The sequence below is a fragment of the Simplicispira piscis genome (assembly GCF_054783455.1).
This window is the reverse complement of the sequence record NZ_BAAGQN010000015.1, coordinates 401,948-425,525: the sequence shown is the minus strand read 5'-3', so window position 1 is coordinate 425,525 and position 23,578 is coordinate 401,948. Positions and strand designations below refer to the sequence as shown.

Annotated in this window: 24 protein-coding genes; 13 read left to right on the top strand and 11 right to left on the bottom strand. The window is 65.2% G+C overall.

All coding sequences use genetic code 11. The features are described from left to right. Positions 1-97: 97 nt before the first annotated feature. Complete coding sequence (locus ACYVOC_RS11725) at positions 98-1,279, bottom strand: acyl-CoA dehydrogenase family protein (RefSeq protein ID WP_461161926.1); 1,182 nt, start codon at positions 1,277-1,279, stop codon at positions 98-100. A gap of 86 nt (positions 1,280-1,365) precedes the next feature. Continuing rightward, complete coding sequence (locus ACYVOC_RS11720) at positions 1,366-2,037, bottom strand: YceH family protein (protein WP_461161925.1); 672 nt, start codon at positions 2,035-2,037, stop codon at positions 1,366-1,368. Positions 2,038-2,057: 20 nt separating this feature from the next. Here ACYVOC_RS11720 and purN point away from each other — a divergent pair, with 20 nt between their 5' ends. Both purN and ACYVOC_RS11710 read left to right on the top strand, forming a co-directional pair. Then, positions 2,058-2,639 carry a phosphoribosylglycinamide formyltransferase gene (gene purN, locus ACYVOC_RS11715; protein ID WP_461161924.1) on the top strand — a complete coding sequence of 194 codons (582 nt, stop codon included), beginning with the start codon at positions 2,058-2,060 and terminating at the stop codon, positions 2,637-2,639. A 183-nt stretch (positions 2,640-2,822) separates the two neighbouring features. Next, positions 2,823-4,676 carry a M48 family metallopeptidase gene (locus ACYVOC_RS11710; protein WP_461161923.1) on the top strand — a complete coding sequence of 618 codons (1,854 nt, stop codon included), beginning with the start codon at positions 2,823-2,825 and terminating at the stop codon, positions 4,674-4,676. Between the two features lie 118 nt (positions 4,677-4,794). Here ACYVOC_RS11710 and rpsT read toward each other — a convergent pair whose 3' ends face one another. Continuing rightward, a complete protein-coding gene (gene rpsT, locus ACYVOC_RS11705; RefSeq protein WP_116004558.1) occupies positions 4,795-5,094 on the bottom strand; it encodes a 30S ribosomal protein S20 in 300 nt (99 codons plus the stop codon). Between the two features lie 141 nt (positions 5,095-5,235). On the opposite strand from rpsT, the gene murJ reads away from it, so the two are divergent. Then, positions 5,236-6,801 carry a murein biosynthesis integral membrane protein MurJ gene (murJ, locus tag ACYVOC_RS11700; protein WP_461161922.1) on the top strand — a complete coding sequence of 522 codons (1,566 nt, stop codon included), beginning with the start codon at positions 5,236-5,238 and terminating at the stop codon, positions 6,799-6,801. Positions 6,802-6,813: 12 nt separating this feature from the next. Continuing rightward, positions 6,814-7,662 (top strand): SirB1 family protein, encoded by an 849-nt coding sequence (locus ACYVOC_RS11695; protein WP_461161921.1) that lies wholly within the window; start codon positions 6,814-6,816, stop codon positions 7,660-7,662. 62 nt (positions 7,663-7,724) lie between these two features. On the opposite strand, the gene ACYVOC_RS11690 is transcribed toward ACYVOC_RS11695, so the two are convergent. The 3 genes from ACYVOC_RS11690 to purM all read right to left on the bottom strand — a co-directional run bounded on the left by ACYVOC_RS11690 (position 7,725) and on the right by purM (position 10,470). Beyond that, on the bottom strand, positions 7,725-8,123 hold the full coding sequence (locus tag ACYVOC_RS11690; RefSeq protein ID WP_116004555.1) for a universal stress protein: 399 nt from the start codon (positions 8,121-8,123) through the stop codon (positions 7,725-7,727). 215 nt (positions 8,124-8,338) lie between these two features. Continuing rightward, positions 8,339-9,409, bottom strand: a complete 1,071-nt coding sequence (locus ACYVOC_RS11685) for an AI-2E family transporter (protein WP_116004554.1) — start codon at positions 9,407-9,409, stop codon at positions 8,339-8,341. A 14-nt stretch (positions 9,410-9,423) separates the two neighbouring features. Next, positions 9,424-10,470, bottom strand: a complete 1,047-nt coding sequence (gene purM / locus ACYVOC_RS11680; RefSeq protein ID WP_461161920.1) for a phosphoribosylformylglycinamidine cyclo-ligase — start codon at positions 10,468-10,470, stop codon at positions 9,424-9,426. 176 nt (positions 10,471-10,646) lie between these two features. Here purM and hda point away from each other — a divergent pair, with 176 nt between their 5' ends. From hda to folK, 4 genes are read left to right on the top strand one after another with little or no spacing between them, the layout of a single operon-like run. Next, positions 10,647-11,345: a DnaA regulatory inactivator Hda gene (gene hda / locus ACYVOC_RS11675; protein WP_116006109.1), complete on the top strand. Its 699-nt coding sequence runs from the start codon at positions 10,647-10,649 to the stop codon at positions 11,343-11,345. A gap of 49 nt (positions 11,346-11,394) precedes the next feature. Further along, the gene (locus tag ACYVOC_RS11670; protein WP_461161919.1) at positions 11,395-12,105 is read left to right on the top strand and encodes a histidinol-phosphatase; all 711 of its coding nucleotides are present in this window, start codon (positions 11,395-11,397) and stop codon (positions 12,103-12,105) included. Next, entirely contained in the window at positions 12,102-13,685 is a 1,584-nt protein-coding gene (gene pcnB, locus ACYVOC_RS11665) for a polynucleotide adenylyltransferase PcnB (RefSeq protein WP_461161918.1), read from the top strand. Before ACYVOC_RS11670 ends, pcnB begins: the two co-directional genes overlap by 4 nt. 24 nt (positions 13,686-13,709) lie before the next feature. After that, on the top strand, positions 13,710-14,222 hold the full coding sequence (folK, locus tag ACYVOC_RS11660; protein WP_461161917.1) for a 2-amino-4-hydroxy-6-hydroxymethyldihydropteridine diphosphokinase: 513 nt from the start codon (positions 13,710-13,712) through the stop codon (positions 14,220-14,222). Positions 14,223-14,265: 43 nt separating this feature from the next. Here the strand turns inward: folK and ACYVOC_RS11655 are convergent, their stop codons facing one another. Beyond that, positions 14,266-14,850, bottom strand: a complete 585-nt coding sequence (locus ACYVOC_RS11655) for a TetR/AcrR family transcriptional regulator (protein WP_461161916.1) — start codon at positions 14,848-14,850, stop codon at positions 14,266-14,268. A 91-nt stretch (positions 14,851-14,941) separates the two neighbouring features. Between ACYVOC_RS11655 and ACYVOC_RS11650 the strand changes: the two genes are divergently transcribed. Together ACYVOC_RS11650 and ACYVOC_RS11645 are read left to right on the top strand one after the other, a co-directional pair. After that, on the top strand, positions 14,942-15,688 hold the full coding sequence (locus ACYVOC_RS11650; RefSeq protein WP_461161915.1) for an SDR family oxidoreductase: 747 nt from the start codon (positions 14,942-14,944) through the stop codon (positions 15,686-15,688). A 37-nt stretch (positions 15,689-15,725) separates the two neighbouring features. Continuing rightward, entirely contained in the window at positions 15,726-16,316 is a 591-nt protein-coding gene (locus ACYVOC_RS11645) for a 2-hydroxychromene-2-carboxylate isomerase (RefSeq protein ID WP_461161914.1), read from the top strand. 1 nt (position 16,317) lies between these two features. Here ACYVOC_RS11645 and ACYVOC_RS11640 read toward each other — a convergent pair whose 3' ends face one another. Next, a complete protein-coding gene (locus ACYVOC_RS11640) occupies positions 16,318-17,379 on the bottom strand; it encodes a CDP-6-deoxy-delta-3,4-glucoseen reductase (RefSeq protein WP_461161913.1) in 1,062 nt (353 codons plus the stop codon). 137 nt (positions 17,380-17,516) lie between these two features. Between ACYVOC_RS11640 and ACYVOC_RS11635 the strand changes: the two genes are divergently transcribed. Next, positions 17,517-18,473: an SDR family oxidoreductase gene (locus tag ACYVOC_RS11635; protein ID WP_461161912.1), complete on the top strand. Its 957-nt coding sequence runs from the start codon at positions 17,517-17,519 to the stop codon at positions 18,471-18,473. Between the two features lie 190 nt (positions 18,474-18,663). On the opposite strand, the gene ACYVOC_RS11630 is transcribed toward ACYVOC_RS11635, so the two are convergent. Both ACYVOC_RS11630 and ACYVOC_RS11625 read right to left on the bottom strand, forming a co-directional pair. After that, positions 18,664-19,347, bottom strand: a complete 684-nt coding sequence (locus ACYVOC_RS11630) for a DUF4124 domain-containing protein (RefSeq protein WP_461161911.1) — start codon at positions 19,345-19,347, stop codon at positions 18,664-18,666. Positions 19,348-19,351: 4 nt separating this feature from the next. Continuing rightward, positions 19,352-19,903: a hypothetical protein gene (locus tag ACYVOC_RS11625; protein ID WP_461161910.1), complete on the bottom strand. Its 552-nt coding sequence runs from the start codon at positions 19,901-19,903 to the stop codon at positions 19,352-19,354. Between the two features lie 225 nt (positions 19,904-20,128). Between ACYVOC_RS11625 and ACYVOC_RS11620 the strand changes: the two genes are divergently transcribed. Further along, entirely contained in the window at positions 20,129-21,856 is a 1,728-nt protein-coding gene (locus tag ACYVOC_RS11620; protein ID WP_461161909.1) for an AMP-binding protein, read from the top strand. A gap of 70 nt (positions 21,857-21,926) precedes the next feature. On the opposite strand, the gene ACYVOC_RS11615 is transcribed toward ACYVOC_RS11620, so the two are convergent. After that, on the bottom strand, positions 21,927-22,811 hold the full coding sequence (locus ACYVOC_RS11615; protein ID WP_461161908.1) for a peptidoglycan DD-metalloendopeptidase family protein: 885 nt from the start codon (positions 22,809-22,811) through the stop codon (positions 21,927-21,929). A 207-nt stretch (positions 22,812-23,018) separates the two neighbouring features. On the opposite strand from ACYVOC_RS11615, the gene ACYVOC_RS11610 reads away from it, so the two are divergent. Then, on the top strand, positions 23,019-23,561 hold the full coding sequence (locus tag ACYVOC_RS11610; protein ID WP_116006107.1) for a DUF2242 domain-containing protein: 543 nt from the start codon (positions 23,019-23,021) through the stop codon (positions 23,559-23,561). Positions 23,562-23,578: the final 17 nt, after the last annotated feature.

The window sequence follows — 23,578 nt, the reverse complement described above, 5'->3', positions numbered from 1 at the left end:
CATCTGTGTGCAACCAGCGAAGCTCTAGCTGGAACCCCCTCCCGGAGGGGGCACGGGGGAGCAGTCCTGTCGCGCAATGCGCGGACTGTTGTCGGCGTCAGCCGAGAACAGTCTGCGCAACGATGTTGCGTTGCACTTCATTGCTGCCGCCGTAAATGGTGGTCTTGCGCAGGTTGAAGTAGGTGGATGCCAGGGGCGCATTGGCCACTTCGCCGCCTGGGAAGTCGCCCTGCCAGCCCGCTTCCATGGCCTCTTCGATGAAGGGCAGGGCAAAGGGCCCGGCGGCCAGCATCATCAGTTCGGCGTAGCGCTGCTGGATTTCACTGCCCTTGATTTTGAGCAGGCCGGCGATGTCGAGCGAGTTCTTGCCGGACTTTTCAGCGGACAACACGCGCAGCACCAGCATCTCCAGCGCCACGATGTCCACTTCCAGCAGTGCGATCTGGTCGCGAAAGCGCTGGTCGTCCCACATGCCTTCGCGCTTGGCGATGCGCTTCAAGCGCTCAAGCTCACGCTTGCTGCGGTTCACGTCGGCGATGTTGGTGCGCTCGTGGCTGAGCAGGTGCTTGGCGTAGGTCCAGCCCTTGTTTTCTTCGCCAATGAGGTTCTCGGCGGGCACTTCGACATTGTCGAAGAACACTTCGTTGACCTCGCATTCGCCGTCGAGCAGCTTGATCGGGCGCACCGTGACGCCGGGCGACTTCATGTCCAGCAGCAAAAAGCTGATGCCGGTCTGCGGCTTGCCTTCCGTGCTGGTGCGCACCAGGTTGAACATCCAGTCGCCATGCTGGCCCAGCGTGGTCCAGGTCTTCTGGCCGTTGACGATGTATTTGTTGCCCACGCGCTCTGCGCGGGTCTTCACGCTGGCCAAGTCAGACCCCGAGCCCGGTTCGCTGTAGCCCTGGCTCCACCACACTTCGCCGCTGGCGATGCCGGGCAGGAAGCGTTTTTGCTGCTCTGCGTTGCCAAAGGCCATGATCACGGGGGCCACCATCACGGGGCCAAACGGGACGATGCGCGGCGCGCCCGCCAGAGCGCACTCTTCTTCAAACAGGTGCTTTTGCACGGCCGTCCAGCCGGGGCCACCGAATTCCTTAGGCCAGCCAAAGGCCAGCCAGCCCTTTTTGCCGAGAATTTTGGCCCAGTTCTGCATGTCGTCCCGCGTCAGGCGCAGGGCGTTGTGCACCTTGTGGGCAATTTCCGGGGGCAGATGGCTGCCAACCCAGGCGCGAACTTCTTCGCGGAAGGCTTGTTCTTCAGGGGTGAATGCGAGATCCATGCGGTGCGTCTCCTAGTGAGGTTGTATTTGTAGCACGGTCGTTCGTTTTTGATCTGTCCAAATGGAGACATCCCTCAGCGAGCGCCTTACTCCGTTGCCGCTTCGGGCGGCAGGCCCAGTTCGATGCACAAGCGCTGCACGGTGGCGCGCAGTGCGGCCACGTCGGCCTCCAGCGTGTCCACGCGCGCCTGCAGGCCGGGGGAGTTGCCTTCGGTGCCGCTGCCAAAGCTGGTGGCGTCCACGGGGCCGCACAGCAGGTGCGCCCAGCGCGGCTCGCGTGTCCCCGGGGCGCGGGGGAGCAGCACGACGAGCGGCCCACCTTTCTCGGCGCTGCGCTCCTGCAGTTCATCGAGGAAAGCCTCGACCGAGGAAATGTCGGCAAAGCGGTACCAGCGTTCGGCATTGATGCGCAACTCACCCGCCGTCTGCGGGCCGCGCAGCATCAACAGGCCCAGCAATACGGCCGATTGCTCGGGCACGCCCACGCCGCGCTGGAAGTTGTGCTCATAGCGCGTGGTGCGGCTGCCACTGGTTTCAAACACCAGCGACAGCAGCTTGAGCGCATCGAGCGCCTCCTGGGCCTGGGCGTCGCTCAGGTTCATCACCGGGTCGCGCGTGGTTTTCTGGTTGCAGCCCGTGACCACCGCGTTCAGCGAGAGCGGGTAGCTGTCGGGCACGGTGCGGGCTTTTTCCATCAGGGTGGCCAGCACGCGGGCTTCGATGGCGGTCAGGGGGCGGGAGGTGGGGTCAAAGGGCATGGTGGGGATAATGACGGCAAATGAAGAACATCGTGATTTTGATCTCCGGCAGCGGCTCCAACATGGCCACCATTGTGAAAACCGCGCAGCAAGAAAATTGGGCGCTGCGCCACGGCGCCCACGTAGCGGCAGTGCTGAGCAACAAGGCCGATGCCCAGGGGCTGGCAGTGGCCCGCGCGCAGAGTATTGCCACCGAGGTGCTGGACCACAAGCTGTTTGAGAGCCGCGAGGCCTTTGATGCCGCCCTGGCCGCGGCGATCGACCGCTACGAGCCCGCATTGGTGGTGTTGGCCGGTTTCATGCGCATTCTCTCGCCCGGCTTTGTGGCGCACTACGCCGGCCGCCTGGTCAACATCCATCCATCGCTCTTGCCGGCCTTCACCGGCCTGCACACCCACCAGCGCGCCATTGACGCGGGCTGCAAGTTTGCCGGTTGCACCGTGCACCAGGTCACGACGGAGCTGGACTTGGGTCCCATCGTGGACCAGGCCGTGGTGCCCGTGTTGCCGGGTGACACTGCAGACCTGCTGGCGGCGCGGGTGTTGACGCAGGAACATGTGATTTATCCGCGTGCGATTGCAAGTTTACTATCGAAAATGTAGCTGCTTGCGCTCTGCCATAAAGCGGTACAGCCTGTTTTTATACATTTTCAGGGCGATGGGACCCGTGGCACCGTTCGCCCTATCCACGGGGCCTCCTTGCGCACAGCGCGTCACCGTCGGCTGGACGGTGCTTTTTCATGGGTACGATGGCGGGCATTCAAGCGTCGCCAGAAGGGGCTACCAGTGGAACAGGCAGATTTCGTGCACATGGTGCGCATGAGCGAGCACGCCAGTGCCGAGAACAGCCGCGCCTACCGGCTCAGCGTGGGGGCTTTTGCCATGCTTGGATATGCCTGGGTGCTGGGCTGCATGGTACTGGGCGCGGGCCTGGTGGGCTGGGCGGGGCTGCAACTGCTGCAGGGGCGCTTGCGGTTCGGGCTGGTGTTGCTGCTACTGGCGGCGGGTGGGTTGTTCTGGATCAGCCTGCGCGCGCTCTGGATTCGGCTGGACGAACCTGACGGGGTGGAGATTACGGCGCTCGAAGCGCCAGCCCTGTTCGAGGCGCTGGAACGTATCCGCCGCAAGATCCGCGCGCCGATGATCCACCATGTGCGGCTGAACGATGAGTTCAACGCCAGCATCCAGCAGGTGCCGCGCTATGGCCTTCTCGGCGGGTCGGTCAACCACCTCACGATTGGCCTGCCGCTGCTCATGGCACTGAACCGGCCGCGCTTCCTGGCGATACTGGCGCACGAATATGGCCACCTGCGCGGTGACCACGGCCGGTTTGCAGCGTGGATCTACCGTTCACGCCTGGCCTGGATGCAGCTGCACCACGGCCTGGAGGACGCCACCAGTCCGGTCACCGCGGCCACACAGGCCTTTTTGCGGTGGTACTTTCCACGCTTTTCAGCCAAGACTTTTGCGCTGGCCCGCCAGGACGAATACGAAGCCGACCGCATTGCTGGGCGCATGATGGGGCGCGACGTGGCTGCCGCCGCATTGATCGAGATGGAAGTGCGTGGCGCGTGGATGCAGTCCGAGTTCTGGGCGCGCCACTGGAGCAAGGCGGCCGACAACCCCTTGCCGGTCGGCCCCTACCGTTCGCTGCGCCGTCGCCTGGCCCGCATGCCGGACCCCGCGTTTGCCAACGACACACTGCGCCAGGCGTTGCAGCGCCTCAGCGGGCTGGAAGATACCCACCCCGTCCTGCGCGACCGCATCGAGGCGCTGGATACGCCGCCCATCCTGCCTGACTGGTCGCACGGCAATGCGATGGAGCTTCTGGGCTCGGACGCCAAGCGCTGGGTGGCCCAATTCGACAAGCAATGGTGCCGCGACCACGCCAGCGAATGGAAACTGCACCACGCCTGGCTGGTGCAGGTGCGTGAGCGCGTGCAGGCGCTGGGTGCGGGCATGGCGCAAAACCAGGCCCAGGACCTGGTCGAATTGGCACGGCTCATGCGCCTGCTCGATCCGCGCGCCGTTGTGCGCCCGCTGTACGAGCAGGCTCTGGCACGCGACCCCCAGAACGCCGGTGCACTGCGCGGCCTGTTGCTGAGCCTGCCCGACACGGATCGCCAAGCTAAGCTGCAATGCCTGCAGAGCCTGTGGGACTGCGCGGGCGATGAGCGCTGGTGGACGGCCCGCACCGCACTGGCCGAGCTGGAAACTTCCCGGCCCGGCATGGAGCACGATGCTGCGGCTTACAAACAGTGGCGCAGACGCCTGGACCGTGCCCAGGAGATCGAGGATCGTATCTGGGAAGAATTGAGTAGCGAACCATTCTTCGGCCGTACCAAGCCCCATGATCTCAGCGCTTTTGAGCAGGCGGAACTCAAGGCGGGCTTGATGCAGTGCCTGCCGGTAGCGCAGGCCTGGCTGGTGAGCAAAAACCTGCGCGAGGCGCCTTTGCGCCGCGCCTACCTGCTGTGCGTGGAGTTGCCAGGCCTGGATGAAGAAGGCAGCTTTCACCTGTGCCGCCGCCTGGAGCGCCAGTTGAACCTGCCGGGGCCTGTGCTGGTGCTGTGGCCGGGGGAGTCGCCCACGGAGGCAGAAGTCCGGCGTTACGCGGGGACGCCCGTCTTTCAGCGTTAAGAACAGAGCTTCACGCTGAAACGAACAAACCGCCCGAAGGCGGTTTGTTCGTTTTGCTGGCAGCGCACCCGTTACAAACGGCGGGCGGCGGGGCCGCCCGGGCTGTTTGCCTGAAAGGTCAGGCGGCCAGTGCCAGGGTTTTCACCTTGGCGGACAGGCGGCTCTTATCGCGAGCGGCCTTGTTCTTGTGGAAGATGCCCTTGTCGGCAACGTTGTCCACCACGGATTGCATCTTGGCGAACAGTTCGACCGCCTTGGTCTTGTCGCCGGCCAAAATGGCCTTTTCGACATTCTTCACGGCGGTACGGTATTTGGAGCGCAGCGAGGTGTTCGCGGCGTTGAGTTTCGTGTCCTGGCGGACGCGCTTGCGGCCCGACGCCAGGCGCGGGTTCTTCTTCTTGGGTTTAGCAGATGCCATGATTGAGGTTCCTTGTGTCTGAGGATGATGCCAGCAAAGCCAAAGATTATAGCCCAGGGCATTTTTATCATGCTGTGCCGCCCTGGGGGATGGTTATAACGCAGTGACAGCTTTGTGGGCGCAGCGCATACACTTTGCGCCGTGACCCTGCTCAAATCTGCCTCCACCGTCTCCCTGCTCACTCTGGCTTCCCGTGTGACGGGGCTCATACGCGACCTTCTGATGGCCTCGGTGTTCGGGGCCAATGCGCTGACCGATGCATTCAACGTCGCCTTCCGGATTCCCAACCTCTTCCGCCGCCTGTTTGCGGAAGGGGCCTTCAGCCAGGCCTTTGTCCCGGTGCTGGCCACCACCAAGGCGCAGAACGGCGACGAGGTCACGCAGCGCCTGATCGCCAGCGTGGCCACCGTGCTTGCCTGGGTGCTGGTGTTGACCTGTCTGGTCGGTGTGCTGGGTGCGCCCTTGCTGGTGTGGGCCCTGGCCAGCGGCCTGCGGCAAAGCGCAGAAGCTTACGACGCAGCGGTGCTGATGACCCGCTGGATGTTCCCCTACATCGGTTTCATGTCGATGGTGGCCTTGTCGGCGGGCATCCTGAACACCTGGAAGCACTTTGCCGTGCCTGCGGCTTCGCCCGTGCTGCTCAACCTGTGCATGATCGGCGCGGCCTGGCTCCTGGCGCCCCGGTTCGAGGCCTGGGGGATCGAGCCCATTTTTGCCATGGCGGCCGGGGTGATGCTGGGGGGGGTGCTGCAACTGGCCGCGCAGGTGCCTGTGCTGCGCCGCCTGGGGCTGCTGCCGCGCATCGGCCTGAGCTGGGCCGCAATTCGCAGCGCCTGGGCCGAACCCGGCGTGCGCCGTGTGCTTCAGCTGATGGCTCCCATCCTGTTGGGTGTAGGGGTGGCGCAGATATCGCTGCTGATCAATACGCAGATTGCCTCGCACCTAGCGCCGGGCAGCGTGACCTGGTTGTTTTACGCTGACCGCCTGATGGAGTTTCCCACCGCGCTGCTGGGCGTGGCGCTGGGCGTGGTGCTCACGCCGCAACTTACGGCAGCCAGGGCGGCGGGCGATGCGCAGCAGTATTCGGCCATGCTCGACTGGGGGCTGCGCATCGTGGTGTTGCTGGCCGTGCCCTGTGCGGTAGCGCTGCTCACGTTCGCTGGCCCGCTCGTGGCCACACTGTTCCACCACGGCAAGCTGACGGACGGCGATGTGGGGCAGATTGCCGTGGCCTTGGCGGGTTACGGCGCAGGCTTGCTGGGGCTCGTCGCCATCAAGGTGCTGGCGCCTGGTTACTACGCCAGCCAAGATGTGCGTACCCCCGTCAAAATTGCCATCGCGGTGCTGGTGATCACGCAGTTGCTCAATCTGGCGTTGGTGCCGTTGATGGCACATGCCGGGCTGGCGCTGTCCATTGGTCTGGGCGCGCTGGTCAATGCCTTGTGGCTGCTGGTGGGTTTGCTGCGCCGCGGCAGCTTTCGCCCCAATCCGGGGTGGCGGCTGTATATGCTGCAGGTGTTGGCCGCGAGCGTCTTGATGGCCGTGTTTTTGTTGTGGGCGTCTGACCACTTTGACTGGCTGCAGATGCGTGCCCACAGCTTGCAGCGTGCCGGTTTATTGGCGCTGGTGGTGGTGGGTGCGGCAGGCTTGTATTTCGGCGTGCTGTGGGTGGCAGGCCTGAAGTTTCGTGCGCTGCTGCGGCGTTGAAGGATTTTTGTCATGCAACTCTCGTTCAGCATTCCCACGCCCCTTGAATACTTTGCTGCCCTGGTTCAGGGCGACAAGGGGTTTCCGCTGCTCGAAGCGGCTGCCAGCATTGCGCAGGACGAATACCCCGGCTTCGATGTGCAGCAGGTACTGGGTGAGATGGATGGGCTGCTGGCACGCCTGCAGCGCCGCCTGCCGGCCGATGCCCCGGCCCTCGAGCGCCTGCGGGCGCTGAACCAGTTTTTCTTTGTAGATATGGACTTTGGCGGCAACGTCAACGACTACTACGCCCCGGGCAATAGCTACCTGCACAAGGTGCTGCACACACGCCGTGGTATCCCCATCAGCCTGGGCGTCTTGTGGCTGGAGCTGGCCCAGGGCATTGGGCTGCATGTGCGGGGTGTGGCGTTTCCGGGGCACTTCATGGTCAAGGCGCTGCTGCCCGGTGGGCAGGTGCTGATCGATCCCTTCACCGGGCAATCGCTCTCGCGTGAGGAGCTGTCTGAGCGCCTCTTGCCTTTCCAGTCGGATTCCGGGAGTGCATCAACCGAGAATCCGCCGCTGGGTCTGTACCTGCAGGCGGCCCAGCCGCGGGAGATTGTGGCGCGCATGCTGCGCAACCTCAAAGAGGTGTACCGCGCCCAACAGGATGCGCCACGCCAGATTGCGGTGCTCAACCGCTTGGTCGTGCTGCTGCCCGATGCCTGGGACGAGCGGCGCGACCGAGGCCTGGTCCATGCCGAATGCGACCACACCGCACAGGCGCTGGACGACCTGGAGCACTACCTCGCACATGCCCAGGGACGGCCGGACATTGCCGCCATTGCCGAGCGGGTGAGATCGCTGCGAAAAAATATATAAAAAAAGCATCTAACGACCGTAAAACGGGCGTTAGATGCTCTATTTTTGATAGCTTGCGGCGATCAGGCGTTCGCGACCTTCACGCACAGTACCGGGCAGGGCACGGTCATCAGCAGCTCTTGGGCCACGCTGCCCAGAAGCAGCTTGCCCACGGCGGTGCGCTTGCGCAGGCCGATGATGAGAACGGAAATATCGCGTGTCTCGACCAGGTCGTTGATTTCCTCCACAGCATTCTTGCCGCGGACAAATTGCTTGAACTCGCCCTGGATGCCTTGAGCAGCAAGCTGTGCCTCGATCTGTTCGACTTCGAAGCCGGGCGCCAGGGAGGCGTCCTCTTGCTGGCCGCCAGGGCTGGCGTTCACGATCAGCACCGGTTCCTGGCGGCGCTTGGCGATTTCAATGCCCTTGTCCAGTGCGGCCCGGCCTTCGGGGCGGGGCACGTAAGCGACGAGGATGGTCATGTGCGGTGTCTCCTTGATTGGTTTGAATGGCGGACCGGCATGGCTTGTGGCGCATGCCGTGTCCGAAACAGCCCGTGCCGGGCCGTATTCAGAATGGTAGCAGCACGGCACCGTAGTTCACTACAAACCGGGGCGGCATCGTGCGATGAAGTGTCGCCGTAGTTGCTTTGCGTGCACGGTGCAGTGTGCAGTGTGCAGTGTGCAGTGTGCAGCGTTCAGATCAGCCGCGCTGCAATGAGCTCTTTTTTGAGGTAGGCGTAAAACAGCGGCGCCGCCACCAGCCCGGCCGGGCCAAAGACGGCCTCGGCCACGAACATCACGGAAAGCAGTTCCCACACCCCCATCTGCGTGCGGCTGCCCACCACCTTGGCGTTGATGACGTATTCAGCCTTGTGGATCAGGATCAGAAAGCCCAGACAGGCCGCCGCCGCCAGGGGCGACACAGACAACCCCACGATGGTGATGACGGTGTTGCACAAAAGGTTGCCCACGATGGGAACCAGCCCCGCCACAAAGGTCAGGGTGATGAGCGCCGGGGTGTAAGGGAGCTTGAGGCCCCAGTAGGGCAGCACCAGTAGCAGGAACAGCGCCGTCAGGAAGGTGTTGAATGCCGCAATCCAGAACTGGGCTGCCACGATCTGGCGGAACGCCTCGCCGAACAGGCGAACGCGCAGCACCAGTTCCTGTGCCAGCGGGCCGTGCAGGGTGCCCGGGGCGCGCACGGCGGCCAGGGTGCCGATCAGCAGGCCCACGTAGGCGTACAGGATGGCGCCCAGCCAAGCGCGCCCTGCCACGGCCAGCGCGCCGGCCTTGGCACCCAGGTAGTTGGCGATGGTGCGCTGGATGTCGGCCGCGCCCTCGGGCCACTGGATGGGGAAATCCGCGGGTAATTTCAGGCGCAGCTCACGCACGGTGACGGCCATATATTCCAAAAGCTCGCGGTACTGCTGCGGAGCCTCGACGATGTAGCCGCGCGAATGCGTCAGCCCCAGCACCAGCAGCGCCAGCGGTGCCAGCATGACCAGTGCGGCAGCCGCCACCTGCGCCTCGTGCGGCAGGGCGGTGGGTGCGGGCGCGCGCCGCAGGCGGGCCAGCCCGCGGGCGAAGGAGCGCGTTAACAGGAACCCCAGGCAGACGCACAGCAGCCCTGGCAGCAGGCCACGCCACATGACCAGGAGCAGCGCAGCAGCCATCAACAGGTAGCTGGCCACCACCACGCTGCGCGGCGCGCGGCTGGCACCTGGGGCGCCGGTGATGACCAAGGACGAACCAGGGGGCTGCGCCATGGAGCGCCGCCGCGTCAGGCCACCACCACGGCAGCGCCGCCGCCCAGCGGCGCGATGGTGCCAATGGTGTAAACCTGCTCCCCGGCCGCACGCAGCATGTCTGCGGTGGCCTCGGCGTGGGCGGCATCCACCACCACCACCATGCCAATGCCGTTGTTGAAGGTGCGGTTCATCTCGGTGTCGTCAATGCCAGCGGTGTGCTGCAGCCAGGCGAACAACTCGGTCTGCGGCCAGCTGCCTTTTTGCAGGTGGGCGGCGGTGCCTTCGGGCAGCACGCGCGGAATGTTCTCCAGCAGGCCGCCGCCGGTGATGTGGGCCAGGGCCTTGATGGGGTGTGCGGCGAGTGCGGCCAGCACGTTTTTCACGTACAGGCGTGTGGGCTCCATGATCGCTTGTTTGAAGGGCTTGCCGTCCAGTGTGGTGGGCAGCGTGCTGCCGGCGCGTTCGATGCACTTGCGCACGAGCGAGAAACCGTTGGAGTGCACGCCGCTCGATGCCAGGCCCAGCACCACGTCGCCGGGTCGCACGTTCTGGCCATTGAGGATCTTGGACTTTTCGACCGCACCAACGGCAAAACCGGCCAGATCGTATTCGCCTGTTGGGTACATGCCGGGCATTTCGGCGGTCTCGCCGCCGATCAGCGCGCAGCCACTCAGCTCGCAGCCTTTGGCGATGCCGCCGACCACGGCTGCGGCCGTGTCCACATCGAGTTTGCCGCAGGCAAAGTAGTCGAGGAAGAACAGCGGCTCGGCACCCTGCACCAGCACGTCGTTCACGCTCATGGCCACCAGGTCGATGCCGACGGTGTCGTGCATGTTCCACTCAAACGCCAGCTTGAGCTTGGTGCCCACACCGTCGGTGCCGGAGACGAGCACCGGCTCTTTGTAGCGTTTGGGCACCTCGAACAGGGCGCCAAACCCCCCAATACCGGCCAGCACGCCTTCGCGCATGGTCTTTTTGGCCAGGGGTTTGATGCGTTCGACCAGGGCGTCGCCCGCGACGATGTCAACGCCAGCGTCCTTGTAGGACAGGGGGGTGGAAGAGGGGACAGAAGTGCTCATGGCAAGGAAAGGCACGGGCCAGCGTGCGCGGCAGACTAAAATTTGCGCAGATTTTACGGGCAGCGCACCCTGTGCGGCCCAATCCCTCTTTTGTTGCCACCTGTTTTGCCCCTTTCATCCATGCTTTGCCACGTCTTTTCTTCCCGCACATGCCAACGTGGCTGCGGGCTGCCGCCATGAAGCAGCTGGCGCTGGATATCGGACTGGTGACGGGGCCCACGCTGGCCAATTTTTTCGCCGGCCCCAATGAGGCCGCGTTGCAGCACCTGCGCCTGTGGGCCGGAGCGGGCAGCAGCCAGACCACGCGGTCGCCTGTGCCCACTTACCTGTGGGGTGAGACGGGCAGCGGCAAGTCGCATCTGCTCAAGGCGGTGCGCGCTGCGCTGCGCGAGCAAGGGGCCAGTGTGGGCTGGTTTGAGCCCGCCCTGCATGAGCCGCCCGAATTCGACGAGCGCTGGTCCGCCGTGCTGCTGGACGATGTGCACCTGTATTCCACTGCGCAACAGGCCATGGCCTTCAACTGGTTCGTCAACGCCATCAGTCCGGGCAGCGGCACGCAGCGCTGGGTGCTGGCCGCGGGCAGCCTGCCGCCAGCCGATCTGCCGCTGCGCGACGACTTGCGCAGCCGCCTGGGCTGGGGCCATGTGTTCCAGCTGCATGCGTTGGACGAGGCGGCCCGCCGCGCAGTGCTGCGCCAGGAGGCCGATGCGCGCGGTATCTTCCTGGGCGATGAGATGATGGACTACATGCTCAGCCGCTTCTCGCGTGACCTGGGCAGCCTCATGCAGTTGCTGAACCAGCTTGACGCCTATGCACTGCAAACCCAGCGTGCCATCACCATCCCCTTGCTTAAGGCGATGCTGGAATCCGCATAGCCCGTGCTTATCACGTGTAGCCCCTCTTTTGCTTTCTTTCGACCCACCCATGACCCTTGATACACCGGCCACCGCGGCGCAGCGTCCCCGGCTGACCCTGTTCGACCTGGACCACACCCTGCTGCCGATCGACTCCGACTACGAGTGGGGCGAGTTCACCATTCGCATCGGCTGGAACGACCCGGTGGAGTTTGCGCGCCGCAACGACGAGTTCTACGCCCACTACCAGGCCGGCACGCTCGACGTGCACGACTATGTGCGTTTTGCCACCGAATCCGTGCGCCAGCGCGGGCCCGAGGCGGCTGCCACCGCCCACGCGCAGTTCATGCGCGAGGTGATTGCGCCCGCCATCCGGCCTGAGGCGCTGGCCTTGCTGCGCCAGCACCAGCAGGCGGGCGACAAGGTGCTCATCGTTACCGCCACCAACGAATTCGTCACCCGGCCCATTGCCCAGGCGCTGGGCGTGGAGGAACTGCTGTCCATGCAACTGGCGCGCGACGCCAGCGGCTGGTACACGGGCGAGATCGAGGGCACGCCCACCATGCGCGAAGGCAAGGTGCGGCGCATGGAACAATGGCTGGCTGAGCGGCAGCTCGCCTGGGAGGGCGTGGAGAGCACGTTCTACAGCGACTCCATGAACGATGTGCCGCTGCTCGAAAAAGTCGACCATCCCGTCGCCACCAACCCCGACCCACGCCTGCGCGCCCTGGCGCAAGAGCGCGGCTGGCGCATACTCGACCTGTTCACTCCACACCCATGATCAAGAAGTTCATCGACAAACTGCTGGGCAAATCGACCCCCGGCACCTCGCGCGGCAAGCCGCATTTTGGCAAGCGCGAGGAAGTACCGGCCTCGGTACACGGCATAAACCCCGAGCTGGTGGACCGCCGCGCCGTGGACGTGGTGCGCACCCTCACGCAGGCGGGGTTCGAAGCCTACATCGTCGGTGGCGCCGTGCGCGACCTGCTGCTGGGCCTGCGCCCCAAAGACTTTGACGTGGCCACCAACGCCACGCCTGAGCAGGTCAAGGGCCTGTTCCGGCGCGCCTTCATTATCGGCAAGCGCTTTCGCATCGTGCACGTCGTGCATGGGCGCGGGCGCGAGCATGAGGTGATCGAGGTGTCCACCTTCCGCGCCCACATGGACAACGCGGCGGCCGAGCAGGTCGCCGGCAACGAAAAGACCAGCAAGCAGCAGCTCGCCGGCATGCAGCACGCCGTGGATGCCAGCGGCCGCGTGTTGCGCGACAACGTTTGGGGCCCGCAGGACGAAGACGCCACGCGGCGCGACTTCACCCTGAACGCCATGTACTACGACCCGGAGCGTCAGATCGTGGTGGACTACCACAAGGGCATCCAGGACGCCAAGAAAAAGCTGCTGCGCATGATTGGCGACCCCGCCACGCGCTACCGTGAAGACCCGGTGCGCATCATCCGCGCCGTGCGCTTTGTGGCCAAGCTCAGCAGCCTGGGCTTCACGCTTGAACCCAAGACCGCCGCGCCCCTGGTGCAGTCGCAGCAGCTGCTGCAGGACGTGCCGCAAAGCCGCATGTTCGACGAGATGCTCAAGCTCCTGCAAACGGGCCATGCCATCGCCACCATCGAGCAGCTCAAGAAGCTCGGCATGGCCAGCGGCATCTATCCGCTGCTCGACGTCGTGGTGCAGCGCGCCGACACCGACTTCGTGCGTGCAGCCCTTACCGATACCGACCGCCGCGTAGGCGAAGGCAAGCCCGTGGCGCCCAGCTTTCTGCTGGCCTGCGTGCTGTGGGAAGACGTGCGCAACGGCTGGGCCGAGCGCATGAACCGGCGTGAGCATTCTTTCCCGGCGCTGCAGGACGCCATCGACGACGTGTTCAACCAGCGTATTGGTGATGTGTCGGGCCGCGGCAAGCTGGCTGCCGACATGCGTGAAATATGGGTCATGCAGCCGCGTTTCGAGAAGCGTGCGGGCCGCGTGCCCGAAAGTATGGTGGCGCAGCTGCGTTTCCGTGCGGGGTTTGACTTCATGCGCCTGCGCGCCGATGTGGGCGAAGTGGACGAGGCACTGGCCGACTGGTGGCAAAAGTTCAGCACCGCCGACGAGGCCGAGCGCTACGACCTCATGGAGCAGGTGCGTGAAGAGCAAAAAGCACGCTCGCGCAGTGCCCAGCCCGTGGTGCGCCGCGTCCCGCGTTCCGCGCCCGCAGACCCGCGCGGGCTCACGTCAGAATCAAGGGCTGACGCTCTGCCAGGCCCTGAAGAGTTGCCCGATGGCAGTGCCCCCAAAAAACGCCGTCGCCGCCGCCGCAAGCCCGGTGCGGGTTCCGACGGCGGCAGCACATCGGCGGCGACTGAATAACCGGTACAGCGGGCCCAGGGCGGCATGAAGACTTCTGCGCCGACCACGGGTGCCACTGCCCGCGCCTGGATCGGCCTGGGCGCCAACCTGGGAGAGCGTGATGCCGCGCTGCGCCAGGCGGTGCGCGCCATCGCTGCGCTGCCGGGCACGCAGGTGCTGCATGTCTCATCGCTGTACCGCAGCGCCCCGGTGGACGCGGGCGGGCCCGACTACCTCAACGCCGTGGCCGAGATCGCCACCCCACTGGACGCACACGCGCTGCTGGCCGCATTGCAGGCCATCGAACAGGGCGCCGGGCGCGAGCGCCCTTACCGCAATGCGCCGCGCACGCTGGACCTCGACATCCTGCTCTACGGCAACCAGTGCATCGCCACCCCGCAGCTCACCGTGCCGCACCCGCGCATGCATGAGCGCGCCTTTGTGCTGCTGCCGCTCGCTGAACTGGCCCCCGAACAGGTATCGCCCGCGGCATTGCAGGCGGTGTCTGGCCAGACTATCGACTTACACCACGGCCCGGCCTGGTTGAATACTACTTAAATAATAGCTATTGGCGCTTGTTGGGTGGGCTCTGGAGTCGGTTTTATTCTGTATTTTCGGCGCGGCCTGCCTCGTCCGGCGCATCGTCCACAAGCCGCCGTACCTGCTGGAGCACACCATCGAGCAGCGCCTGTTGCGTGGACTCCGACGGTAGTCCCCGCGCCAGCATCACGGCTCCGACCAACTGGGCCATCAGGGACCAGGCCCGGGCGTCGTCGCCCGTCAGTGTGCGCAACTGCTCCTTGAGGGCCAGCACGCCGCGCTCAAAGGCCTGCTGTGTCGCAGCGTCGGCCCGGGCGATTTCGGGCGCCAGGGCGGGCACGGCGCAGCCCGATTCAGGGTGTGCCACATGGGCAGGGCTCAGGTAGCCTTCAATGACTTTCATCGCTTTGGCGGGCGACTGCTGCGCAAACAGCGCCACCGAGCGCTGTAGCTCGTTGTCGACGATGGCTTCGAGCAACTCGTTCTTGGAGCGAAAGTGGGCATAAAACGCACCCGAGGTCAGCCCCGCCGCCGCCATCAGGCCGTCAATGCCGGTGCCTGAAAAGCCTTGGCGCTTGGCTAGCGCCCCCGTGGCTTTGACCAGGCGTGCCCGCGTACCTTCCTTGTGTTCAGGTGCATAGCGCATGGTTTTGTCTGTTGAAGTGGTCTTGAAAGAGCTTGCATTGTTACATAACGATCGTTACGATAACGATCGTTATTTAAAAGCGGAGGATGCAATGACAGTACATTTGGACGCCCGAAAAGACCGCGCAGCACTGATCGTTGGGGCGGGCGATGCTACAGGCGGCGCCATCGCCAAGCGCTTCGCCAAAGAGGGGCTGATCGCCTGCGTCACCCGCCGCACGGCTGACAAACTCACCCCCCTGGTCGAGGAAATCATCCGCGGCGGCGGGCGCGCGCATGGATTTGCCTCGGATGCGCGCAAGGAGGACGAGGTAGTGAAGTTGGTGGATGACATCGAGCGCGACATCGCACCCATCGAAGTGATGGTGTTCAACATCGGCGCCAATGTGCCCTGCAGCATCCTGGATGAAACGGCGCACAAGTATTTCAAGATCTGGGAGATGGCCTGCTTCAGCGCCTTTCTGGTCGGGCGCGAGGTGGCGCGGCGCATGGTCCAGCGTGGGCACGGCACGATTCTTTTTACCGGGGCCACAGCCGGGTTGCGGGGCTCATCCCAGTTTGCGGCGTTTGCCGGGGCCAAACACGCGCTGCGTGCGCTGGCACAAAGCATGGCGCGTGAACTGGGGCCGATGAATATTCATGTCGCCCACGTTGTTGTCGATGGTGCCATTGACACCGACTTCATCCGCGAGAACGCGCCAGAGCGCTATGCGCTGAAAGAGAAGGACGGCATCCTCAATCCGGACCATATCGCCGACAACTACTGGCACCTGCACACCCAGCCGCGCGACGCCTGGACACATGAACTGGACCTGCGCCCCTGGATCGAGCGCTGGTAATGCGGCTCCCAGCCCCTCGATATTCCCGGAGAACCCCATGAGCAAGACCGTTGAATTTTTGTTTGATGTCGGTAGCCCCTACACCTATCTGGCCTACCACCACCTGCCCCGTATCGTGCAGGCACATGGCGCGACGATCGTCTGGACACCGGTGCTGCTGGGCGGCATCTTCCAGGCCACGGGTAACAGCAGCCCGGCGGAGGTGCCGGCCAAAGGGCGCTACTCCAATGACGACCTGCAGCGCTGGGCGCAGGCCTATGGTGTGCCATTCCAGTGGAACCCGCACTTTCCCATCAACACCCTGGCGCTGATGCGCGGCGCCGTCGCCATGCAAATGCGCGGTGAGGAAGAGTTCCAGCGCTACCTGCGAGCCATCTTCAGCGCCATGTTCGAACACCCGCGGAACCTGAATCAACCCGCCGAAATCGGTGTGGTTCTGGTGGATGCGGGTTTTGATGCGGCGCAGTTCATGGCGCAGATTGCCGACCAGGCCGTGAAAGACCGTCTCAAGGAAAACACCGCCCAAGCGGTTGCCAGAGGAGTTTTTGGTGCGCCGACCTTTTTCGTGGGCGACGAAATGTTCTGGGGGCAGGACCGGCTGCACTTTGTGGAACAGGCCCTGTCCTGAGTCACTTCGGATGCTTGTCCGCCTCAGAAGTAAACGCATCGGCATAAAACTCTTCGGGCGGTAGCCCGCGTTGCGCGGTGTAGGCCGTGCGCGCTGAATCGACCACGATGGGGGCGCCGCAGGCGTACACCTGGTGGCCCGAGAGGTCGGCAAAATCCTCCAGCACGGCCTGGTGCACAAAGCCGGTGCGACCGCTCCAGCCGTCTGCGGGCAGTGCGTCCGACACCACGGGCACGTACACCAGGTTCGGCATGGCGGCCACTTGTTCGCGCAGCCATGCCTCCATGTACAGATCTCCGGAACGTCGCCCGCCCCAGTACAGGGTGGCCGGGCGGACGCTGCCTTTGTGCCGCAGGTGCTCGATCAACGCCTTGATGGGTGCAAAACCGGTGCCCGAGGCCACCATGACGATGGGCTTGTCCGTGTCTTCACGCAGGAAGAAGCTGCCAAAGGGGCCTTCGATGCGCAGGATTTCTTTCTCTTTCAGGGCGCCAAACACATGGTCGGTAAATCGGCCGCCCGGCATGTGCCGAATGTGCAATTCCACGCCGGGGGCGGTTTCCTGGGTGTGGGGTGCGTTGGCCATCGAATAGGCGCGGCGCACGCCATCTTTCAGGATGAACTCCACATACTGCCCCGCGTGGTAGCGGAAGGTATCGGCCGCCGGCAATTGCAGGCGCATGCGCATCACGTCATTGGACAATTTTTCTAACGCGGCCACACGCACCGGCAATTTCTTGATGGGGTAGGCGCTTTCGTCCGTGACCTGGCGCGATTCGAGCACCACGGGACCTTGTGCCGTGCCGCAGCAGGTGAGTACCCAGCCTGCGGCTTCCTCGGCGGCGCTCAGGGCTTTTTCTTGGTGTTCGCCATGCACCACGCTGCCTTCGAGTTTTTTGCATTTGCATGAGCCACAGGCGCCGTCCTTGCAACCATAGGGCAGACCCACACCGGCACGGATAGCGGCGGCCAGCATGGTTTCGCCGGGCAGTGCCTCAAAACTGCGGCCACTGGGCTGCACGGTGATTTGGGCGGGGGTGGTCGGCGGCGTGGCGGGGCTCATGCTTTGGTTATCCTTGCGTGGTCTTTTATTGCAAACCGTTTGATTTTGCCCGGGGATTCTGAATGCTCCCTGGGCCTTGTCCCTGTTGCCAGCGGGCCTTCGTGCGTCCTGGCGTCTTATTCCTCTACTGCCACGCCATGAGCTCTGTCGCCACTTCTTCTGCCCTGGGCGCACTGCCTGCCCGTTTTCGCCGCCAGCGCGTGTTGATCGTCGGCTGTGGCGATGTGGGCCTGCGCGTGGCGCGTCAGTTGCAAGGGCCCAGCGCGAGCCACCCGCGCGTGCGTGTGCTGGCGCTGACCTCCAGCCCCGAGCGGGTGGGGGCGCTGCGGGCACGGGGCATCCAGCCCTTGCGTGGCAATCTGGACCAGCCTGCCAGCCTGCGGCGCCTGGCCGGGCTGGCCACCCGCGTGGTGCACCTGGCACCACCGCCGAGTCAGGGCGGCGGCGGTACCGACTGGTGGCGCGACCCGCGCACCTTGGCCCTGGTGCGCAGCCTGCGCCAGCGCAGCCTGCCCGATGCGCTGGTGTATGCATCGACCAGCGGCGTGTACGGCGACTGCGCCGGCGCCTGGGTGACCGAGGCGCGCCCCGTGGCGCCAGGCACGCCGCGTGCCCAGCGCCGGGTGGATGCCGAACGTGCGGTGCGCCACCTGGGCCGCGCGGGCGTGCGCACCAGCATCCTGCGCGTGCCCGGCATCTACGCCCCGGACCGCGAGAACGGTACGCCCGAGGGGCGGCTGCGCAAGGGCACGCCCGTACTGACGGCAGAGGACGACGTGTACACCAACCACATCCATGCCGACGACCTGGCGCGTGCCTGCGTGGCGGCGCTGTGGCGCGGTGCAGCGCAGCGCGTGTACCACGCCAGCGACGACAGCGAGATGAAGATGGGCGACTACTTTGATCTGGCCGCCGACCTGTACGGCCTGCCGCGCCCGCCGCGCCTGCCGCGCAGCACAGCACAGGCGGCTTTGCCGCTGGCGCTGCTGAGCTTTATGGGGGAGTCACGCCGCCTGGACAACACCCGCTTGTGGCGTGAACTGCGCCTGCGCCTGCGCTACCCCACGGTGGCGCAGGGGCTGCGCTCTGTTTGACCCCGTTCGCGCGGTGGGGCTGCGCCTCCTGTGGTCTTTTCGGTGTGGACGGCGAACGGGATTACGTCCTTGCCCTCACCAGCGGATGACCAGGGCACCCGTGGAACGGGCTTCGCCCGGCCACTGGGTGCGTCCCCCCCCTCCCGCAGGAGAGGGGGTGAAGCCGCGCAGCGGCTCAGGGGGGTGGTCTCTAGCACGGTGCGCGGCCACCCGCCGAGCGGCAAGTGCCGTCCGGTCCCGGCAGGCGGCCAGGCCCCGCACGCGGGTAGCCTTTGCCTTGGGTGTCGAAACAGGTGAAATCGGTGCAATGGGTGAGTTTGGGACGCTGCGGCGGTGCTGTATGTACCGGGCGGCCCACGGGCACCACCACGACCTGCGGGCGCTGGGCGCGGGCCTTTTCCATTTCGGCATAACCCTCAGGGCCCAGGCAGTCCAGGTCCATCTGGCGCTGGGCCGCCTCCAGGCGCGGGTTGTACACCAGGGGTTCGCGCGCCTGCGCATCGGCCGCCTCCTGCATCAGGCGGCGCGAGCGCACACACTCCTGGGTGTGGGCGTAGTTGGGTGGGGGCGGTGCGGTCCGTGGGCGCAGCGCATCGCGTTCGGCCTGCTGGCGGGCGGCGGTGGCCTCGGCGTCCATGCGCAGTTGTTTTCGCTCCAGCGCCTCGGCCGCCTGGATACGCTCCTGGCGGATTTCCTCATCCGTCTTGCGTGCTTCCACCTCGCGCGCTGCCGTGCCGCTGGCACAGCCGCCGTCGGTGTAGATCACTTTCCCGGTGCGGGCGTCGGTACAGCGTACGACTTGGGCATGCACGGGCAGGCACAAACCTGCCGCAATGCACAGCGCAATAAGGTGCAGACGCTCGCGAAGTGCCATGGCCTTAAGGCAAATCGTCTGCTTTGGGCAGCCACTGGCCGGTTTTGGGGTTGTAGCGGTCGTAGTCGCGGCGTGGGCCGCCGTCGGGCGCGGTACGGTTTTTGCGGTCGCGCTCGGCCTGTTGGCGGCGGGCTTCTTCGCGCTCTCTCATTTCGCGTTCTCGTGCGTCGCGGTCGCGTCGGACGTTCTGCTCGCGTTGTTCGCGATCGCGCATCTCGCGCTCACGTGCATCGCGGTCACGTCGGGCGTTTTGCTCGCGTTGTTCACGCTCGCGGCGGGCGTTCTGATCCCGATCGCGTTCTCTTTCCCAACGGTCGCGGTCGCGTTCGTAGATGCGGTTTTCGCGCTCCCACCTGTCGCGGTCGGTGCGGCGCCATTCCACCGGAGGCGGCGCTACTGGGTACACAGGGTAGGCGCCCGGTGTGTAAATGATGCCGGGCTCTTGCCGAGGGTAGGGCCGGGCCTCGTAGTAGGGACTGTCAGTGGTGGCGCAGCCGCTGGCCAGCAGGGCGAGAGCACCCAGGGCCAGGATGCGTGTCGTGCGGATGGTTTTCATGGTGTGCGTACCGGTTGGAGTGGAAGAACCCACTGTGCTTGACGCGCCGCCAACCGGTTTGGTTGACCCGGGTGCGGCGGCTTTACGGCAGCTTCACGGTTGTTGCTGCCTGCAAGCGCTGGAGCCAAAAGGTCGGTTTTGCAACCATTTTGGCCCGTTTGGTGGGAGGGATGTCTGCACAATAGCCTTTTTTGCGCGCCCGCGCGACCCTTGGAGATTTGCAGCATGCCCGCATCCCTTGCCACGGACTGGAACATCGCCCCCCTGAACGGCCTCTCGCAGGTCAAGGGCCGCACCGACGCTGCGCTGTCCGACGCGCCCATCCACCGCTTCCTGCTGGAGACCGTGCAACGCTTTGCCGACCGTCCCGCCGTGGTCTTTCGCGAGCAGGGTATCCGCTGGACCTGGGCGCAGTTCCAGGCCGAGGTGGATGCGCTGGCGGCGGGCTTCATCGCGCTGGGCCTGCATGTGGGCGACCGTGTAGGTATCTGGTCGCCCAACCGCGCCGAATGGCTGGTGACGCAGTTCGCCACGGCGCGCGCCGGGCTGGTGCTGGTCAACATCAACCCGGCCTACCGCATTTCCGAACTGGAATACGCGCTCAATCTCTCGGGCTGCCGCGCCCTGGTCACGGCCGAGCAGCTCAAAACATCGAAGTACCTGGAAATGCTGCAGCGCCTGGCGCCCGAGCTGGCCAGCTGCGTGCCCGGTGCACTCAAAGCCGCGCGCATGCCCGCGCTGGAGATGGTGATCCGTCTGGGCGACGCGCGCACGCCCGGCATGCTCAACTACGGCGATGTGCTGGCGCAAGGCCGCACCGTGGTGGATGTGGCTGCGCTCGACGCGCTGGGCACCGGGCTGTCGTGCCACGACGCCATCAACATCCAGTTCACCAGCGGCACCACGGGTAACCCCAAGGGTGCCACGCTCACGCACCATAACGTGGTGAACAACGCGCGCTTCATCGCGCAGGCCATGAACTTTTCGGAGAACGACAGCCTGTGCATCCCTGTGCCGCTGTACCACTGCTTTGGCATGGTGCTGGCGGTGCTGGCCTGCGTGTCCACGGGTGCGACCATGGTGTTCCCGGGCGAGTCGTTCGACCCCGTGGCCACGCTGCAGGCCGTGAGCGAGGAACGCTGCACCGCGCTGCACGGCGTGCCCACCATGTTCATCGCCGAGCTGGACCACCCGCGCTTCGCCGAGTTCGACCTCTCGCGCCTGCGCACCGGCATCATGGCCGGCTCGCCGTGCCCCATTGAGACCATGAAGCGCGTGATCGCCGAGATGCACCTCTCCGAGATCACCATCGCCTACGGCATGACCGAGACCTCGCCGGTGTCGTTCCAAAGCTCCACCACCGACCCGCTGGAGCGCCGCGTCTCCACCGTGGGCCGCATCCAGCCGATGCTGGAGGCCAAGGTGGTCGATGCCGAGGGCCAGGTGGTGCCCGTGGGCGAGAAGGGCGAGCTGCTGGTGCGCGGCTACTCGGTGATGCAGGGCTACTGGGGCGACGAGGCGCGCACGCGCGAGGCGGTGCAGGACGGCTGGATGCACACCGGCGACCTGGCCACCATCGACGCCGAGGGCTACTGCAACATCGTCGGCCGCGCCAAGGACATGCTGATCCGTGGCGGCGAGAACGTGTATCCGCGCGAGATCGAGGAATTCCTGTTCCGCCACCCCAAGGTGCAGTCGGTGCAGGTGTTCGGCGTGCCCGACGCCAAGTACGGCGAGGAGATCTGCGCCTGGATCGTGCCCAAGCCCGGCCAGACCTGCACCGAGGACGAGGTGCGCGACTTCTGCCGCGACCAGATCGCCCACTACAAGGTGCCGCGCTACATCCGCTTCGTCGAGGACATGCCCATGACCATCACCGGTAAGGTGCAGAAATTTGTCATGCGTGACCAGATGATTGCCGAGTTGCAGCTGCAGGTTGCCAAGACCGCCTGAAACCAGGAATTAGTGCAAAAAAGGCCTGTAACGCCCTATGAATAAGCGTTATAAGCTATCAATTTAATAGTTAAGAAGGCTCTGCCAAAAACAGTGCCGGGTCCACCATGGTGCGGTTGAGCATCACGCCCCAGTGCAGGTGCGGACCCGTCACGCGGCCCGTGGCGCCCACCGCGCCCAGGCGCTGGCCGGTTTGCAGCACATCGCCGGGCTGCACGTCGGTGGCGCTCAGGTGGCAGTACATCGTGAGCAGGCCACCGCCGTGGTCCAGCCACACGGTGTTGCCGTTGAAAAAATAATCACCCACATCCATCACCCGCCCCGGCAGCGGTGCCACCACCGGGGTGCCCGTGGGGGCGGCAATGTCCATGCCGCTGTGCGGATTGCGCGACTGGCCATTGAACACGCGCCGCAGCCCAAACGAGCTGGAACGCCGCCCTGGCACCGGCACCTGCAGGGCCAAGACCTCAGGCAAGGGTGTGCTGAAAGTGGCCATCACCTGCGCCTGGTGCGCGCGCTCGCGCTCAAAGCGCGCCTGGTCTTCGGGCGACAAATCCACCGTGCCGGGCGCTACTTTCAGGCGCTGCTCGCTGTAGCGTTTGGGCGCAATGCGGAAGGCCACGGTGCGCTGGCTGCCATCGGCGGCCTGCACGGTGATCTGCGCCGGACCAGTGGCTGCCGCCAGGGCAATGCCCACCAGCGCTGTCCATGCCTGTGCATCGCCCAATACCAGCAAAGGCACATCGACCCCGCCTTGCTGCAGGTGCGCCACGGGGCGTGCTGCGCCCGGCCCGAGCGGCAGCCGCGCCACGCCACCGGGCACCGCCAGGCTGCGCGGCAAAGTTGCTGCCTGCGCCGATGCGGCGGGCAGTATCAGCAGGCCCACAGTGCCCAGCAGGGCCGTGCGGCGGCGCAGGGCAAGGGGGGCAAACGGTGAGGGGTGTAGGGCAGGCATAGGTGGTCTCCGTAGCGCGGGGCTGGGTGTGCATCAAAACACGGCCGGGCACCCATTGTGCGGGCGCCATCAGCTATGCAAATCATAGAATGCCGGGAACTGCGTGGCCCCGTGCGCGTCTACCCCGATTCTTTGAGAAATCTGTCCTTGAACCCAAACCCCGTGATTGTTTTTGGTGGCACCCTCACCGCCCCTCCGCTGGCCCGTATGCACCGCTGCGCCCGGCAGGCCGTGGCCATGGTGGCCCTGCTGCTGGCGGGCTGCAACACCGTGCCTCCGGTGCAGCACTACGGGCCGCAAGAGCGCTTTGGCTCGGTGGCGACCTACTCGCGCCTGTTTGATGCCAGCCCCGCCCACACCTGCGAGGCTGCGCGCCGCGCGCTGCTGAGCCAGGGGTACCTCATCAATTCCGCCTCGGCAGAGCAGGTGGAGGGCAAGAAAAACTTCCAGCCCGACGCCGAATCGCACCTGCAAATTCTGATCCGTGTGGTGTGCGTGCCCGATGCGGCCAACGGGCAGGTCAGCCTGGGCTTTGTCACTGCCGTGCAAGACCGCTACACCCTCAAAAAGGCCAATAACTCGGCCAGTCTGGGTGTGGGCGCGTTGGGTTCGGTGTCGCTGCCCTTTATGGCCGGCAGCGAGGCCATGGTCAGAATCGGCAGCGAGACGATTGCTGCCGATGGTTTTTACGATAATTTTTTCGACCTGGTGCGCCGCTACCTCTCCGCCAGCGATCTTGCGGACGATTGACAGCGGGGAGCGCCGGC